At 69.3% G+C, this 14,933-nt stretch carries 15 protein-coding genes and 2 pseudogenes; 10 read left to right on the forward strand and 7 right to left on the reverse strand.

Annotated elements, in window-relative coordinates; genetic code table 11:
- Positions 1-284: 284 nt before the first annotated feature.
- The 8 genes and pseudogenes from RJ03_RS20255 (at position 285) to RJ03_RS20280 (ending at position 6,211) form a co-directional block, all read left to right on the forward strand.
- On the forward strand, positions 285-1,121 hold the full coding sequence (locus tag RJ03_RS20255) for a lytic transglycosylase domain-containing protein (RefSeq protein WP_036504813.1): 837 nt from the start codon (positions 285-287) through the stop codon (positions 1,119-1,121).
- A gap of 65 nt (positions 1,122-1,186) precedes the next feature.
- Positions 1,187-2,323: an Mrp/NBP35 family ATP-binding protein gene (locus tag RJ03_RS20260; RefSeq protein ID WP_036504784.1), complete on the forward strand. Its 1,137-nt coding sequence runs from the start codon at positions 1,187-1,189 to the stop codon at positions 2,321-2,323.
- Positions 2,324-2,441: 118 nt separating this feature from the next.
- Positions 2,442-2,558, forward strand: a pseudogene (locus RJ03_RS39090) (MarR family transcriptional regulator); the annotation flags it as partial.
- Positions 2,559-2,592: 34 nt separating this feature from the next.
- Complete coding sequence (locus RJ03_RS20265) at positions 2,593-2,787, forward strand: hypothetical protein (protein ID WP_036504785.1); 195 nt, start codon at positions 2,593-2,595, stop codon at positions 2,785-2,787.
- 60 nt (positions 2,788-2,847) lie between these two features.
- Positions 2,848-3,189 (forward strand): annotated as a pseudogene (locus tag RJ03_RS20270) (DivIVA domain-containing protein); the annotation flags it as partial.
- A gap of 1,058 nt (positions 3,190-4,247) precedes the next feature.
- Positions 4,248-4,820, forward strand: coding sequence for a DNA-3-methyladenine glycosylase I (locus RJ03_RS20275; protein WP_083871198.1), 573 nt, complete (start codon positions 4,248-4,250; stop codon positions 4,818-4,820).
- Between the two features lie 179 nt (positions 4,821-4,999).
- The gene (locus RJ03_RS36160) at positions 5,000-5,167 is read left to right on the forward strand and encodes a DUF3117 domain-containing protein (RefSeq protein WP_064902036.1); all 168 of its coding nucleotides are present in this window, start codon (positions 5,000-5,002) and stop codon (positions 5,165-5,167) included.
- Positions 5,168-5,308: 141 nt separating this feature from the next.
- Complete coding sequence (locus RJ03_RS20280; protein ID WP_083871200.1) at positions 5,309-6,211, forward strand: putative RNA methyltransferase; 903 nt, start codon at positions 5,309-5,311, stop codon at positions 6,209-6,211.
- Between the two features lie 233 nt (positions 6,212-6,444).
- On the opposite strand, the gene RJ03_RS20285 is transcribed toward RJ03_RS20280, so the two are convergent.
- Positions 6,445-7,302, reverse strand: a complete 858-nt coding sequence (locus tag RJ03_RS20285) for a sigma-70 family RNA polymerase sigma factor (protein WP_036504788.1) — start codon at positions 7,300-7,302, stop codon at positions 6,445-6,447.
- A gap of 88 nt (positions 7,303-7,390) precedes the next feature.
- Between RJ03_RS20285 and RJ03_RS20290 the strand changes: the two genes are divergently transcribed.
- The gene (locus RJ03_RS20290) at positions 7,391-7,876 is read left to right on the forward strand and encodes a DoxX family protein (protein WP_083871202.1); all 486 of its coding nucleotides are present in this window, start codon (positions 7,391-7,393) and stop codon (positions 7,874-7,876) included.
- Here RJ03_RS20290 and glgA read toward each other — a convergent pair.
- A complete protein-coding gene (gene glgA / locus RJ03_RS20295; protein ID WP_036504820.1) occupies positions 7,852-9,009 on the reverse strand; it encodes a glycogen synthase in 1,158 nt (385 codons plus the stop codon). The genes RJ03_RS20290 and glgA overlap by 25 nt on opposite strands.
- A 171-nt stretch (positions 9,010-9,180) precedes the next feature.
- Between glgA and glgC the strand changes: the two genes are divergently transcribed.
- Positions 9,181-10,395 carry a glucose-1-phosphate adenylyltransferase gene (gene glgC / locus RJ03_RS20300; RefSeq protein ID WP_036504821.1) on the forward strand — a complete coding sequence of 405 codons (1,215 nt, stop codon included), beginning with the start codon at positions 9,181-9,183 and terminating at the stop codon, positions 10,393-10,395.
- A 26-nt stretch (positions 10,396-10,421) separates the two neighbouring features.
- On the opposite strand, the gene RJ03_RS20305 is transcribed toward glgC, so the two are convergent.
- The 5 genes from RJ03_RS20305 to RJ03_RS20325 all read right to left on the reverse strand — a co-directional run bounded on the left by RJ03_RS20305 (position 10,422) and on the right by RJ03_RS20325 (position 14,881).
- Positions 10,422-10,670 carry a hypothetical protein gene (locus RJ03_RS20305; protein ID WP_036504790.1) on the reverse strand — a complete coding sequence of 83 codons (249 nt, stop codon included), beginning with the start codon at positions 10,668-10,670 and terminating at the stop codon, positions 10,422-10,424.
- Between the two features lie 129 nt (positions 10,671-10,799).
- Positions 10,800-12,458: an ABC transporter permease gene (locus RJ03_RS20310; RefSeq protein WP_051024936.1), complete on the reverse strand. Its 1,659-nt coding sequence runs from the start codon at positions 12,456-12,458 to the stop codon at positions 10,800-10,802.
- Positions 12,455-13,417, reverse strand: coding sequence for an ABC transporter ATP-binding protein (locus RJ03_RS20315; RefSeq protein ID WP_051024938.1), 963 nt, complete (start codon positions 13,415-13,417; stop codon positions 12,455-12,457). The genes RJ03_RS20310 and RJ03_RS20315 overlap by 4 nt, the downstream gene beginning before the upstream one ends.
- A gap of 24 nt (positions 13,418-13,441) precedes the next feature.
- Positions 13,442-14,095, reverse strand: a complete 654-nt coding sequence (locus RJ03_RS20320) for a TetR/AcrR family transcriptional regulator (RefSeq protein WP_036504791.1) — start codon at positions 14,093-14,095, stop codon at positions 13,442-13,444.
- A gap of 147 nt (positions 14,096-14,242) precedes the next feature.
- The gene (locus tag RJ03_RS20325; RefSeq protein WP_086006960.1) at positions 14,243-14,881 is read right to left on the reverse strand and encodes an O-methyltransferase; all 639 of its coding nucleotides are present in this window, start codon (positions 14,879-14,881) and stop codon (positions 14,243-14,245) included.
- Positions 14,882-14,933: the final 52 nt, after the last annotated feature.

The following is a 14,933-nucleotide window of genomic DNA, read 5'->3' on the forward strand; positions in this document are numbered from 1 at the left end:
GGCGGCCGCGCCCGCACCCGCCGCGCCGCCCAGCCCGACACAGCAGCCGGGGATCACGCTGCCGTTCGGAATCGTCGTCCCGCTGCCGGTCCTGCCGGGTCCGCCGGCGCCGCCGCAGTAGTCGCCCGACACCCTCGTTCGACCCGAAACCCCCGCTGAGGCGGGGGTTTCGGCGTAAACGGGACAGGCGGTCACGAAGCAGTAACGAAAAGGTCTCGGATGCGGTAATCTGATCTCGTTGTGTCACGAAAAGCTCACAGCGAGCATTGGAGGGTCACCACATCGTGGGACGTCACCGTAAGCAGCCGGCCACCCCTGTCCGGCGCGGATCCGTTATCGCTCTGACCGGCCTCGTCCCCGCGGGACTCGTGGCTGTCGGCGCCTCCGCCGCCGAGGTCAACACCGGCGAATTCACCGCTGTGGCGCTGCCGCAACACACTCCGGATGCTCAGCAAGCCGTGGACCAGCAGGCCGCGCCGGACGAAATGATGCGCGCCGCAAAGCATCCCGGCCCGCCGATCGTGAAAACCGTTGCGCAGCCGGAAGGCCGGGTCGCCGCGGATCTGCCGCCGGGGCCCAACGGTCTGCCGGGCATCGCCTACGCGGCCTACCAGAACGCGGAACGCGTTCTGGCCCAGGAGCAGCCGGATTGCCATATGCCGTGGTCGGTGCTGGCCGGTATCGGACAGGTCGAATCGCATCACGCCTACGGCAAGGCCGATTCCAAGGGCGTCGCGCTCGATCCGATCTACGGCCCCGTCCTCGACGGCAGCCTGGCGGGCAACAACGTCGTGCACGCGACCGGTGACGATCTCGACGGCGGTATGCACGGTTTCACCCGCGCGGTCGGCCCGATGCAGTTCCTGCCCGAGACGTGGCGCAAATACGCCGGGGACGGCGACGGCGACGGCATCGCCGATCCGCAGAACCTGTTCGACGCCGCCCTGACCGCCGGCAACTACCTCTGCTCGGGCGGACTGGATATGTCGGATCTGTCGCAGCAGTCCAAGGCGATCATGCGCTACAACAACTCGATGGCCTACGTCGCCAACGTGATGGCGTGGGAGGTCGCGTACCGGACGGGTGTGGCGCCCAAGCCCAGCCAGCTGCCGCGAATCTGAGCCGGACGGTAGCCGGCCAGGCTGCCCCGAACGGCCCCGTCGCCACGGTCGCTAGACTCACCGCTATGCCAGTGGTTACGGAAACGGATGTGCGGGGCGCGCTCGCGAAGGTGGACGACCCGGAGATCCGCAAGCCGATCACCGAACTCGGCATGGTCAAGAGCGTCTCGGTCCGCGACGACAGCAGTGTCCACGTCGAGATCTACCTGACGACCGCGGCCTGCCCGCTGCGCACCAAGCTCACCGAGATGGTCACCAAGGCGGTGGCCGATGTGGCCGGCGTCGGTGCCGTGACCGTCGACCTCGATGTGATGAGCGACGAGCAGCGCACCGAACTGCGCAAGCAGCTGCGCGGCGACTCCGCCGACCCGGTGATCCCGTTCGCCCAGCCGGGGTCGCTGACCCGCGTGTACGCGGTCGCCTCCGGTAAGGGCGGCGTCGGAAAGTCGAGCGTCACCGTCAATCTCGCGGCCGCGCTCGCCGCGCGCGGTCTGTCGGTCGGCGTGCTGGACGCCGACATCTACGGCCATTCCGTACCGCGCATGCTCGGCACCGACCAGCGGCCCACCCAGGTGGAGCGGATGATCATGCCGCCGGTCGCGCACGACGTGAAGGTCATCTCGATCGCCATGTTCACCCAGGGCAACACCCCGGTGGTGTGGCGCGGCCCGATGCTGCACCGCGCGCTGCAGCAGTTCCTGGCGGACGTGTTCTGGGGTGACCTGGATGTGCTGCTGCTGGACCTGCCGCCCGGCACCGGTGACGTCGCGATCTCCATCGCGCAGCTCATTCCGAACGCGGAGATCCTGGTCGTGACCACGCCGCAGCCGGCCGCCGCCGAGGTCGCCGAACGCGCCGGTGCCATCGCCCTGCAGACCCGGCAGCGCATCGCCGGTGTCGTGGAGAACATGTCGTGGCTGGATCTGCCCGACGGTTCCCGCATGGAGCTCTACGGTTCGGGCGGCGGCCAGGCCGTTGCCGACCGGCTCACCCGCGCGGTCGGCGCCGAGGTGCCGATGCTCGGCCAGATCCCGATCACCCAGGAACTGCGCGAGGCCGGCGACGAAGGCACCCCGATCGTCCTGAGCGACCCGGAAAACCCTGCGGCACAAGCGCTTCAGGGCATCGCCGACAAGTTGGCGGTGCGCCGCCGCGGGCTGGCGGGCATGTCGCTGGGCATCGACACCACCCGGCACCTGTAGGCGGATCCCACCGCGCTCGCTCAGCGGGTTCCGGACACCACCGATGCCGCGCCCCGCGCTGACCCAGCACGGGTGAGGACCGTCATCACCGCCATCGGCCGGGCGGTGTCCTCACCCAATGCACGTGCTCACCACCCCGGGCACCACGGTGACCGAATCGGCCCGCCGACTGCGTATGCGGCACAGCAATGTGAGCGCGGCGGTGCGAGATCTGGCGGCCCGCGGGCTCGTGATCCGCGAACCGAGTACCGAGTACCGAGGATCGGCGGGTGAGCCTGCTGATGCCGACCGAGAAGGCGCTCGCCGAGCAGAATTCCATCGATACCGTCTGGTCGGGAACGGTCCGCTCGGCGATGATTCACCTCGATCCGGCGCAGGTCGAGACGATCGAGGCGGCCGCGGACGCACTGGCCGCGCCCGACCACGTGCGGCGCGACGAACAGCGATCCGGTCCTCGAAGTTGATCACACCGACTCGCCACAGCTGCCGGGCTCGCTGTCGGTGTCGCCACCTAAGCTCGACCTATGCTCACGCTGCTGTTGTACGTGCTCATCGTCGGCTTGGTGGCCGCGTTGCTGTTCCTGGTGGCCAGTGCGGTGTTCGGGCGCGGGGAGGAATTGGGTCCGCTGCCGGAGGGCACGACGGTGACGGTGCTGCCCACCGCGGGGATTCGCGGCTCGGATGTGCGTGCGTTGCGATTCCAGCAGGTCTTCCGGGGGTACAAGGCGGGCGAGGTCGACTGGGCGCTGAGCCGATTGGCCGCACGGATCGACGAGCTGGAACTCCAGCTCGAGCGCAACCGCGTCGCCACTCCGTCCGCCGCCGGAGAACCGGAAACCTCAGCGGCGCAACCGAATACGGGAAGCACGCTGCCGCCCACGGACACTCCCCCGGCCGCCACCAACGGCACGACCACCAACTTCAGCACCGGAACCTTCTTCGGCGGCGCCCCCTTCGCCGGTCCCGGCAGCGCGACTCCCAACGGCATAGTCGGGCCGACTTCGGCCGGTCCGGGCACCCCGGCTGTCGGCGCCCCCTTCGGCGGTCCCGGCGGCATGAGTCCCACCAGCCTCGGTGGGCCGGCTTGGGCTGGACCGAGCACCCCGACTGTCGGCGGCGCTCCCTTGGGCGGTCCCACCGGCGCGACTCTCAACGGCCTGGGCGGGCCGGCGTCGGCCGATCCGGGTAGCCCCGCGTTCGGCGCTCCGGCGGGTCCGGACAACACCGCTCTCGGCGGTCTGGCCGATCCAGGTAACCCGGCCCTCGGTGGACCGACCGGTCCGACGTCCATCGGTCCGGTCGATGGCTTCGGCACCGGTTTCGGTCCCGGGCCGGGCTTCGCTTCCGGGGCGAGCCTCACTCCCGAAGCGGGCCTCACCGCCGGGCCCGGCGTCGCCATCAGCGGAGGTTTCGGCAACCTCCCCATCGGGCCGGGGACGCCGACCGGCACCACCTTCCCGGTGGCCGGCTATTCGGCGAGCGGATACGCACCGGCCACCGGCACCACCCCGACCGTCCCGGGCCCCGGCACTGCCACGCCCACCGGGTCCACCGTCGGTGAGCCGGGCAGGATCGGTCAGGCCCACAACACTCTCGGCAGTGTCGTTTCACCGCCCGGTGGCGTCACTTCACCGACCGATGCCACCGCGCAGGCCGCGGTACCGGCTCCGGGATCGGTCCAGCACGGGACCACCCCGCAGACTGCTGCAGGGGGTGACGCCGTGGCGCCGACCGGTTCGGCGCCCGAACACCGGCCCGGCTCGGAGCCCACGACCGAACCGAAAGCGGCCGGAACCACCGGTTACATCGCCGCCCCGGGACCGGAACAGAACACCGGATTCGTCCCGGCGACGGAGGCATCCGCGACGGGGTGGGCGCCACCGCCGTTGCCGGGCGATCCCCCCACATCCGCCGGAGGACTTCGATGAGCGTCGCGGCGGTAGTGGACGACGGGAAGGTGCGGTGCGGCTGGTCGCAGTCGTCGCAGCTCTACCGGGATTATCACGACACCGAGTGGGGCCGGCCGCTGCACGGGGACGACGCGCTGTTCGAGCGGATGTGCCTCGAGGCATTCCAGTCGGGGCTGTCGTGGATCACGATCCTGCGCAAGCGGCCGGCGTTTCGGGCGGCGTTTGCCGGATTCGCCATCGACCGGGTGGCCGAATTCGGGGACGACGACGTGGAACGGCTGCTGGCCGATCCAGGCATCGTGCGCAATCGCGCCAAAATCCTCGCGTGTGTCGCCAATGCCCGGGTTGCGCGGGACCTGAGCCCGGGGCTGGACGAGCTGCTCTGGTCGTTCGCGCCGCCGGTTCGCCCGCGTCCGCGCGCGCTGTCCGACGTGCCCGCCGTCACACCCGAATCCGTAGCTCTCGCAAGAGAACTCAAGAAGCGCGGGTTCCGGTTCGTGGGGCCGACCACGGCCTACGCATTGATGCAGGCGACCGGAATGGTCGATGACCATCTGGCCGATTGCTGGGTCGATCTGCGGCGTTGATCGCGCGCCACGCCGGTCGGTTTTCGAACTCAGGTACCCGGCCGGTTCGCTGATAAGGAAGAATAGGCGTGGTGCAGCCCACCGGACATGCCTGTCGTGTCCGGCGGCTGCCTGTTGGTGACAACACATTAGTTCCGAGAAGTGCGCAGCAGACCGCGCGGATCTGGAGGGAGCAGAGGATGGCGGCCATGAAGCCCCGCACCGGGGACGGTCCCCTCGAGGCAACCAAGGAAGGGCGTGGAATCGTCATGCGGGTTCCACTCGAGGGTGGCGGGCGTTTGGTCGTCGAGCTCACGCCGGAGGAAGCGGCAGCTCTCGGTAAAGAGCTCACCGCGGTGACCAGCTAGCCGCTCGACCCAACGAAATACACCGGTGATGAAATTGCCGGCGCGAACCCGCGCGCGCAGATCCGGCCGGGTCACCGGCCGGATCTGCGCCCGTCGCGGCGGCTACCCCGACCGGGCGGCCGTATCCGCCCGCTGGATCACATGAACGGTCCGGACCACGAGGCGCGCGAAGCGATCCCCGGCCGCACGCCGAGGACGCCCACAGTCCACGCCACGCCCCTGGCGGCGATCGCATCCGCGGTGGCCTGCCCCGAATGCCGGGCGGGCGTCGTGCTCCGGGATCGGCGCCTGGTGTGCGAGTCCGGCCACAGCTTCGATCTCGCCAAACAGGGCTACGTCAGCCTGCTGACCGGCGCCGCGACCAAAATGACCGGCGATACCGCGGACATGCTGGACGCCCGGGCCCGGTTCCAGAGCGCGGGCCATTTCGACCCGATCGCGCGCGCGACGGCCGAGGCCGTGGCGGACGGCGCGCCGACCGGCACGATTCTCGAAATCGGCGCCGGCACCGGTTTCTTCCTGGCGGCCGGGCTGACGGCCGCCCCCGCCGCGCACGGCATCGCACTCGACGTCTCGAAACCGGCGGCGCGCCGGGCCGCTCGCGCCCACCCGCGTGCGGCATCGATACTCGCCGACGTCTGGCGGGGGCTGCCGATCCGGGACCGTGCGCTCGACCGGGTGCTGTGCGTATTCGCGCCGCGCAATCCGGCCGAGGTCGCGCGGGTGCTGCGCCCCGGCGGCACTTTCGTCGTGGTCACCCCCACCTCACGCCACCTGGGTGAACTCATCGCCCCGCTCGGTATGGTGGGCGTGCAGACGGACAAGGACGCGCGCCTGACCGACGCCCTGTCCGCCGATTTCCGTCGCACCGGAAGCGTCACGGTGGAGTACGACATGCCCCTGGACCACGCGTCGATCGCGAATGTGGCCGGTATGGGCCCGTCCGCGCACCACGCCGCCGAATCCCGCAGCGACCTGATCGCCGCCCTCCCGGAGACGATGTCGGTCACCGCCTCGGTCACGGTCACGGTCTACCAGCGCTGATCGTTCTCGCCGACGAGATCCACCGGATGTCCGGCCAGTCGGCCGACAGCGTGATCGACCACCCGCTCGCGACGGTGGTCAGCGGCTGCCCGCCCGCTCGGCACGATAGGCCGCCGCCCGCTCGGCAGGATGGTCGGCGTCCGCCCACCCTGGCCGCGATGGTCAGCGCCCCGGTGTGAACGCGGGACGAGCTGAGTTCCGGACACAGCGGCCCATCGGCGACCCACATGCCCTCACCGGAAGAAAGCCGCCACCCGCTCCCGGTCGGCATAGACGTAGATCTCCGCGATACGACCGCCGGTCACCGTGAAGGCGATCAGCACCCCAGGCTTTCCGTCGAACCTGATCACCGCGCCGGCGGCGCCGTTCACCAGCACCGGCCGTACGTCCGAGGAGGGCCGCGCGAACAGCAGTGCACGACCGGCCGTCTCGTGCGGGCCGTGGATCTCCCAGCCGCCTCCCGCACCGGCGTCGGCGCGCAGCACGATCTCCGGGGCCAACTGCGCCACCAGAGCCTCGAAGTCGCCACCACGAGCGGCCGCGAAGAACGCGTCCACCACCGCGCGCTGGTCCCCGAGGCCCCCTTCGGGTATCGGCGCGGCGCGCAGCCGACGCCGCGCGCGGCTCGCCGATTGCCGTGCGGCGGCGGGGGTTCGGTCCAACAGGGCGGCGATGGGATCGAACGGCACCGCGAAGATGTCGTGCAGGACGAAGGCGACACGTTCGGCCGGGTCCAGCTGTGACAGCACCCTCTGCATCGCCAGGCTCACCGAATCCGTCAGCAGCGCTTGCTCTTCCGGTCCCGAGCGGTGATCGGCGACGAGCAGCGGATCCGGCAGCCGGGTACCGCTCGGATACTCCGGCCGAGACCGCCTGGCGCGCAACAGATCCAGGCAGGTGTGCGCCACGGCCGTGGTGAGCCAGGCATCGATATTGCCGACCGCGCGGGGCGGGCTGCGATGCACGCGCAGCCAGGTCTCCTGAACGGCGTCCTCCGCATCGACCGCCGAGCCGAGGATGTGGTGTGCGAGCGCCCGCAGTCGCGGCCGCTGGTCGTGCAGCCGTTGCAGGGCCTGTTCGCGCTCGCTCATGCCGGTCACATCCTCGCCACGCGCTACGCCGTATCAAGTGCCGCCGTATCAGGTGCGACAACTCACCATAATCAGCCAGGAGGCAGCCATGCGCAGTCTTTCCCGCTCTCAGCCGGTTCATACCGCCACGTCGACCGGCCCCGCCGGACGCTTCTTCCGCCGCGAACCGGCGCCCGTCGGCCGTTACCGCACCGTCGGCTATCGGGTCGCGACCGCCGCCATCGTCGCCGAGGCCGGGGTGGGTGGCGTCTGGGATCTCGCCCGCATCCCGTTCGTGACCGATGTGGTCACCCATCTCGGATATCCGCGCTATTTCCTGGTGTTGCTCGGCGCGTGGAAGATCCCGGCCGCGATCGTGCTGGCCGCTCCCCGGCTCCCGCTGTGCAAGGAATGGGCTTATGCCGGAACGTTTTTCGTCTACACGGGTGCCATCGCGTCGCATCTGATCACCGGCTACGCCCGCGCGGAAGTCGCGGTGCTGAGCGCCATGACCCTGCTGACCGTCACGTCGTGGGCACTGCGGCCCGCCGACCGGTGCCTGCCCGGCCGTCAGCCCTTGCGGATGCGGTCGTAGAGATCGGTCGTGCGGGCGGCGACCTTCGCCCAGCTGAATTCGGCCGTCGCGCGCGCCCGCCCGGCCGCCCCGAATCGCGCCGCGGTCTCGGCGTCACCGGCGAGGTCGTTGACCAGGTCGGCGAGGTCTCGTTCGAAGTCGCGGGGCGCCTGCGGATCGTAATGGGCCAGCCGCCCGGTCTGCCCGTCGGCGACCACCTCCGGAATTCCGCCGACATCCGAGGCGACCACCGCGGTGCCGCAGGCCATCGCCTCCAGATTCACGATCCCGAGCGGCTCGTACACCGAGGGGCAGATGAAAACGCTTGCGGCGGAAAGGATCTGGCGGACCTGCTCGGTCGGCAACATATCGCGGACCCAGAACACCCCGCCGCGCGTCGCGGCGAGTTCGCGCACCGCCGCGGCCGCCTCGGCCTCCAACTGCGGGGTATCCGGGGCGCCGGCGCAGAGCACCAGCTGAATCCCGGGATCGATGTCGCGGGCCGCGGCGAGCAGGTGAGCGACTCCCTTCTGCCGGGTGATGCGGCCGACGAACGCCGCGATCGGCGCATCGTCGCGCACTCCCAGTTCGGCGAGCACATCGCGGGCCTCGGGCACCGGGCCGCCCGGAAACCAGGCCCGGGTGTCGATCCCGTTGTGCACGACGTGTACTCGCGCGGGGTCGACGGTCGGGTAGGCGTCGAGGACGTCGCGGCGCATACCCTCGCTGACCGCGATCACCGCATCGGCATTCTCCATCGCCGTCCGTTCCGACCACGATGACAACCGGTAGCCGCCGCCCAGCTGTTCGGCCTTCCACGGCCGGCGCGGCTCCAGCGAATGCGCGGTCAGCACATGCGGGATGCCGTACAGGCTCGCCGCCAGATGCCCGCCCAGTCCGGTGTACCAGGTGTGGGAATGGACCACGTCGACGGCGCCGACGGCATCTGCCATGCGGAGCTGCGCCGACATCATCTGCAGGGCGGAATTGGCCGCGTACAGCATCGGGTCGGGCTGGTGCACCACCGCGTCGGCGCGGTCGGCGCCCATACAGTGCACGGTCACCTCGCACAGCCGGCGCAACTGCGGGACCAGTTCGGTCACGTGCACGCCTGCCCCGCCGTACACCTCGGGGGGATATTCGCGGGTCAACATCGCGACCCGGAGCAGGTCGGGGCCGGCAATCGATATCGGCTCGCGGTCGCCATCCGCGAAACTCACCGGTCCAACCTAATCGGTGCGCCTTCACCTCACCACACCTGCCCGGCCACGCCGGAGTGAACCGGCATCGGACACGCCGTGGCCTGGGACGGTAGGTTGAATTCCGTGAGGAGCCAGCCGCACGTACTCGGAGTAGTGCTAGCCGGTGGTGAGGGCAAACGACTCTTTCCCCTCACCAAGGACCGCGCCAAGCCGGCGGTCCCGTTCGGGGGCGCCTACCGCCTGATCGATTTCGTCCTCTCCAATCTCGTCAACGCCGGTTATCTGCGCATCTGTGTGCTGACCCAGTACAAATCGCATTCTCTGGACCGGCACATCTCCCAGACCTGGCGGTTGTCCGGGTTCGGCGGCGAATACATCACTCCGGTCCCGGCCCAGCAGCGGCTGGGACCGCGCTGGTACACCGGCAGTGCCGACGCGATCATGCAATCGCTGAATCTGATCTACGACGAGGACCCCGACTACATCGTGGTGTTCGGCGCCGACCACGTCTATCGGATGGATCCCGAACAGATGGTGGCCCACCACATCGATTCCGGTGCGGGGGTGACCGTGGCCGGAATCCGGGTGCCACGCAGTGAGGCGGGTGCTTTCGGCTGTATCGATTCCGACGAATCGGGCCGCATCACGCAATTTCTGGAGAAGCCGGTCCATCCGCCCGGCACCCCCGATGATCCGAATGTGACCTTCGCCTCGATGGGCAATTACGTCTTCACCACCAAGGTGCTGGTCGACGCGATTCGCGCCGATGCCGACGATGTCGATTCCGATCACGACATGGGTGGCGACATCATTCCGGCGCTGGTTTCCCAGGGGCAGGCCGGTGTCTACGACTTCGCGCGCAACGACGTTCCAGGCTCCACCGACCGCGACCGCGGCTACTGGCGCGACGTCGGCACCATCGACGCCTTCTACGCGGCGCATATGGACCTGGTCTCGGTGCATCCGATCTTCAATCTCTACAACAAGCACTGGCCCATCCGCGGCACGGCGGAGAATCTGGCGCCGGCGAAATTCGCGCAGGGCGGGCTGGCCCAGGAGTCGATCGTGGGGGCGGGCAGCATCCTGTCCGCGGCGACGGTGCGCAATTCGGTGCTGAGCTCGAATGTGTTCATCGAGGACGGGGCGACCGTGGAGGGCAGTGTGCTGATGCCCGGGGTCCGGATCGGCCGCGGCGCGGTCGTGCGGCGCGCGATCCTCGACAAGAACGTGATGGTCGGCGAGGGCGAGATCATCGGCGTCGATCTGGACCGCGACCGCGAGCGATTCGCGGTGAGCAACGGCGGCGTGGTCACCGTCGGCAAGGGCGTCTGGGTCTGACCCGCGAACTTCGACGCTGCGGAGCCTCAGCGGCCCGGCATCGGATACTGCGGCGGCGGAGCCGGTTCGGTGACACCCGGACTCTCCGGCGTGTAGCAGAACGGTGCACAGGTGCCGTGCGGCACTCTGGGATATCTCGCCGGATCGTCGAATTTGTCGTCACTGACCAGCAACATCACCAGCAGTGCCACGAAGACCGCCGCGCCGAGGCTGACGAGAGCCAGGACCAGCCACCCGCGCGGCGCGACCTCGATCAGGATTCCGCGCTCGTACACTCCCCGCCTCCCGGTACCGCCGAATTACCCACTGTGCCAATGGTATCGGCTGCCGGGTGATCCCGGCCACGGGAAAGGCCGCCCGGCGCTCCGGAACGGGAGCGACCGGGCGGCGAAATACCCTGCGGATCAGCGCAGATCGCGTCGGCGCCAGCCCACGAGTCCGACCGCGGTGATCACCGCCGCGAGCACCAGCAGCACGATCACCGGCACCGCGCGGAAATCCTCCGCCGGCAGTTTCGGCAGATGACCGTAGGGGTTGAGGTCCAGAACCCATTGCGGCATACCGGAGATCGAGCCGAGCAGATAGATCGCCACGCCTGCGGTGAACACTCCCCACGCCACCGGCGTCCAGCGCGGCAGCAGCCCGAACAGCAGCACCGTGATCGCGGTGAACACCCACACCGCGGGAATCTGGATCATCGCCGCGCCGAGCGCCTCCGGGAACTTGGCGCCCACATCCGATGCGGCGATCCCGTAGGCCAGGCCGCCGATCACTCCGGAGACGAACAGCGCCACCACCGGACCGCCGAAGGCGAAGATCAGATGACTTGCGGCCCAGCGGATTCGGCCGACCGCGCCGGTGAGCACGGTTTCGGCGCGATCGTCGCTCTCCTCCGCGTACATGCGCAGCGCGGCCGAGATCGAGAAGGCCGCCGCGCCCAATCCGACCATCGAGAAGGCGGTGTTGAGGAAGGCCTGTTCCACCCCTTGCGAACCGCCGAGCCGGGCGATGATGTCGCGAACGGTCTGGCTGGAGCCGATCTCGTCGCCGATGCCGTGGACCACGCTGCCGATGATCAGACCGTAGAGCGCGAGCCCGACCGTCCACGCCACCAGGGTGCCGCGCTGCAACCGCCAGGCCAGCCCGAACGGCCCGCTCAACAGGGCCGATCCCGCCGGGGGACCGGGCCGGTCGGCGATCAGTCCGGCCCCCAGGTCGCGCCGCCGCAGCAGCGTATAGGCGACCGCGATCAACACCACGGTGGTCATCGCGTGCAGCAGCAGCACCCACCAGCGATCTCCCGCGAAGGGACGGACCTGCAGCGACCAGCCCTGCGGGGACAACCAGGTCAGGATGTCGGCAGGACCGTCTCCGGCGCGCGCATCACCGATGGCACGCAGGGTGAAGGTCACCGCGAGTACCGCCAGGGCGATCCCGCGGGCCAGGCGCGCGCTCGCGCTCAGCTGCGCGGCGACCGCGGCCACCGCTGCGAAGACGATGCCCGAAGCGGCCAGCGCCGCGCCGAAGGCCAGCGAGCCGTCGAACGGCACTCCCGACGAGGCGATGCTCAACGTCGCGACGATTCCGACCGTCACGCAGGCGGCACAGGTCAGCAGCAGGGCGGCGGTCAGGGCGGCGAAGCGGCCCATCCGGGTCGAGGCGAGCAGCTCCTCGCGTCCGGTCTCCTCCTCGGCACGGGTGTGCCGGATGACGGTGAGGATGGTGGCGATGCCGATCAGGGTGTAGAACGCTCCCGGTTTCCACGCTCCGGCCGCACCGAGACTGGTGTTGTAGATCGGGCCGTACAGCGCCAGCTGCGCCGGGCTGGACAGGATGGTGTGCGCGAAATTCTGCAGATCCGCCGGTGACGAGTACAGATTCTTCACGCTGGAGAAGTAGACGCTGCCCAGTGGCGCCGAGAACAACAGCACCCACAGCGGCAGGACGATCCGGTCCCGCCGCAGGTACAGCCGCAGCAGCCGGCCGGTGCCGGTGAAATCCGCAGCGCGAGCGAAGGATTTGGTGAAACCGCCGTGCGGGCGGTCGAGGGTGGCGGTGGTCATTTCGTCGCCTCGCTCAATGCCTGCCCGCCCCGCGCGGCAGTGTGTGCGGACCGGCGGGCTTCGTCCGGCGCGTCGCCGTCGAGCGAATAGTGGCGCAGGAACAGCTCTTCCAGCGTCGGCGGCTGACTGACCAGGCTGCGCACGCCCGCGTCGCCCAGCACGCGGATCAGTTCCCCGAGATGTTCGCTGTCGACCTGGCAGCGCAGCGTGTGGTCCTCGATCGTGACGTCCTCGACGCCCGCGATGGCGCCGATATCGCCCGGGTCGCCGACGAGTTCGGCCGTGATCGCCGTGCGGCTGAGATGACGCATCTCGGCCAGGGTGCCGCTCTCCACGGTCTTGCCGGCGCGGATGATCGTGACCCGATCACACAGCGCCTCCACCTCGGAGAGGATGTGGCTCGACAGCAGCACGGTGGCGCCACGCTCGGCCGCCTCCCGGGCACAGTCGCGAAAAACCTGTTCCATCAACGGATCCAGGCCCGAGGTCGGTTCGTCGAGCAGCAGCAGGCGCGCGTTCGAGGAGAAGGCGGACACGAGCGCGACCTTCTGCCGGTTGCCCTTGGAGTAGGTGCGGGCCTTCTTGCGCGGATCGAGTTCGAAGCGCTCGATCATCTCGGCGCGGCGCCCGGTATCGATTCCGCCGCGCATCCGCCCCAGCAGATCGATCGTCTCCCCGCCCGACAGCGACGGCCAGAGCGTGACATCGCCGGGGACGTAGGCGATATCGCGGTGCAGGTCGACCGCATCGGTCCACGGGTCGCGCCCGAGCACCCGCGCCTGCCCCGAGGTGCGTGCCAGGATGCCGAGCAGAATGCGGATGGTGGTCGACTTGCCGGCCCCGTTGGGCCCGAGGAAGCCGTGCACCTCGCCCTCGGCGACCTCGAGGTCGAGGCCGTCCAGGGCGCGTACCGATCCGAAATGCTTGTGCAGCTTCCGGACCTCGATTGCCGATGACATCGAATCTCCTTGTGAGATATGGGTTCACATTTCGGCGAGCAACGAGTCGAGCACCGAGGAATCGGTGAACAGGCCGTGGGTGTTGGCCTCGATGGCCGGCAGCACCATCTGGTCGGCGTACTCGCGCAACGCTTGTCGAAAGTCGAGCTTTCCTTCGTGGCGGGCGGCGTAGAGCTGCAGGTAGAAGAAGAATCCCCCGCCGTTCTGCACCGCCAGATAATTCGCCGTCGCCGATACGTCCCTGGGCCGGCGCAACGTGCCGGCCGCGATGCCGACCTCGAGATAGGACTCCACATCCGCGCGCATCTGATCGAACAGCGAGGTCATCAGCGTTCCGCCGGCCTGGAAGCTGCGCATCAGATATGCGGTGTAGGGCGCGAACTCCTCGATCTCGGCGAGGGCCTTCAGGGTCGAAGTCGGCGAGGGCTGCTGGACGTATTCCGTCTTCGCGGCCCGAATGACGGCACGTACGTGCTCGTCACACGCCTCGCGCAGGCCGTCCTTGGAACCGAAGTGGTGATTGACGAGTCCGGGCGAAACCCCCGCCGCCTTGGCGATGGCCCGCACCCCGACCCCGAATCCCTCTTCTCCGAAGACGACGATCGCCGCGTCCCGGATCCGGGCGGGCGTGCTCAGATCCGAGGCGGATCCTTCCGGTACGGCTGCTCCCTTAAACACATGTTCAATATACTAAACACTCGTTCAATCCGCACGCAAGACTCGGCACACACTGAATTTCGGCGATCGAATGCGCAGGTCGGCAGCGTCCCGCGAGTTAATTTCGGGGCCGGCGGAATCGAGCCGCCGGGTGATCGCGAGCGGTGATCAGCCGCGCGAGGCGCAGAGCAGGCCGTCGCCGACCGGGATCAGCACGCTGGTCAGGTCCGGATCCTCGGCCACGGCCCGCGTCGCCGCCCGCACCGCCTGGGTCGCGGCGTCGCGCTGCGCCGGATCTGGCACCCGCCCACCCAGCAGCGCGTTGTACATCAGCACCGCCCCACCCTCGCGCAGCAAACGTACGGCCTGCTCGACGTACTGCGGATGTTCGAGCGGGGCCGCATCGATGAACACCAGGTCGTAGGCGCCGTCGGCGAGCCGGGGCAGCACGTCCAGAGCACGGCCGTTGATCAGCCGGGTGCGCGCGGGGGCGATATCGGCCGCGCGGAAGGCGTCCTTGGCCGCGCGCTGATGTTCCGGCTCGGAGTCGATCGTGGTCAGCGTGCCGTCCTCGCGCATGCCGTCGAGCAGCCACAGGCCGCTGATGCCGGCGCCGGTGCCGACCTCGACCACCGCCCGCGCGCCGAGCAACTGGGCGTACATGCTGAGCAGCGCTCCCACCGACGGCGGCACCGGCGCGGCGCCCAGTTCGGTGGCCCGCTCCCGCGCCGCGATGAGGATCTCGTCCTCGACCACGGATTCCTCCACGTAGGCGAGGTTGCGCTGCAGGGCCGATGCCGCTGGGATGTGGCTCACGAATATGAGGCTAACGGCGGGGCAGTTCGGGGGCGCGACGACG

The sequence above is a fragment of the Nocardia aobensis NBRC 100429 genome (assembly GCF_000308375.1).
In the GTDB taxonomy this organism is placed as follows: domain Bacteria; phylum Actinomycetota; class Actinomycetes; order Mycobacteriales; family Mycobacteriaceae; genus Nocardia; species Nocardia aobensis.

Excerpts from the sequence above, each read along its gene's own strand:
- RJ03_RS20260 (WP_036504784.1), top strand. The coding sequence starts at position 1,187 with ATGCCAGTGGTTACGGAAACGGATGTGCGGGGCGCGCTCGCGAAGGTG.
- glgA (WP_036504820.1), bottom strand. The coding sequence starts at position 9,009 with ATGTTGACCCGCGAATATCCCCCCGAGGTGTACGGCGGGGCAGGCGTG.
- RJ03_RS36160 (WP_064902036.1), top strand. The coding sequence starts at position 5,000 with ATGGCGGCCATGAAGCCCCGCACCGGGGACGGTCCCCTCGAGGCAACC.
- RJ03_RS20280 (WP_083871200.1), top strand. The coding sequence starts at position 5,309 with ATGAACGGTCCGGACCACGAGGCGCGCGAAGCGATCCCCGGCCGCACG.
- RJ03_RS20310 (WP_051024936.1), bottom strand. The coding sequence starts at position 12,458 with ATGACCACCGCCACCCTCGACCGCCCGCACGGCGGTTTCACCAAATCC.
- RJ03_RS20275 (WP_083871198.1), top strand. The coding sequence starts at position 4,248 with ATGAGCGTCGCGGCGGTAGTGGACGACGGGAAGGTGCGGTGCGGCTGG.
- RJ03_RS20285 (WP_036504788.1), bottom strand. The coding sequence starts at position 7,302 with ATGAGCGAGCGCGAACAGGCCCTGCAACGGCTGCACGACCAGCGGCCG.
- RJ03_RS20315 (WP_051024938.1), bottom strand. The coding sequence starts at position 13,417 with ATGTCATCGGCAATCGAGGTCCGGAAGCTGCACAAGCATTTCGGATCG.
- RJ03_RS20290 (WP_083871202.1), top strand. The coding sequence starts at position 7,391 with ATGCGCAGTCTTTCCCGCTCTCAGCCGGTTCATACCGCCACGTCGACC.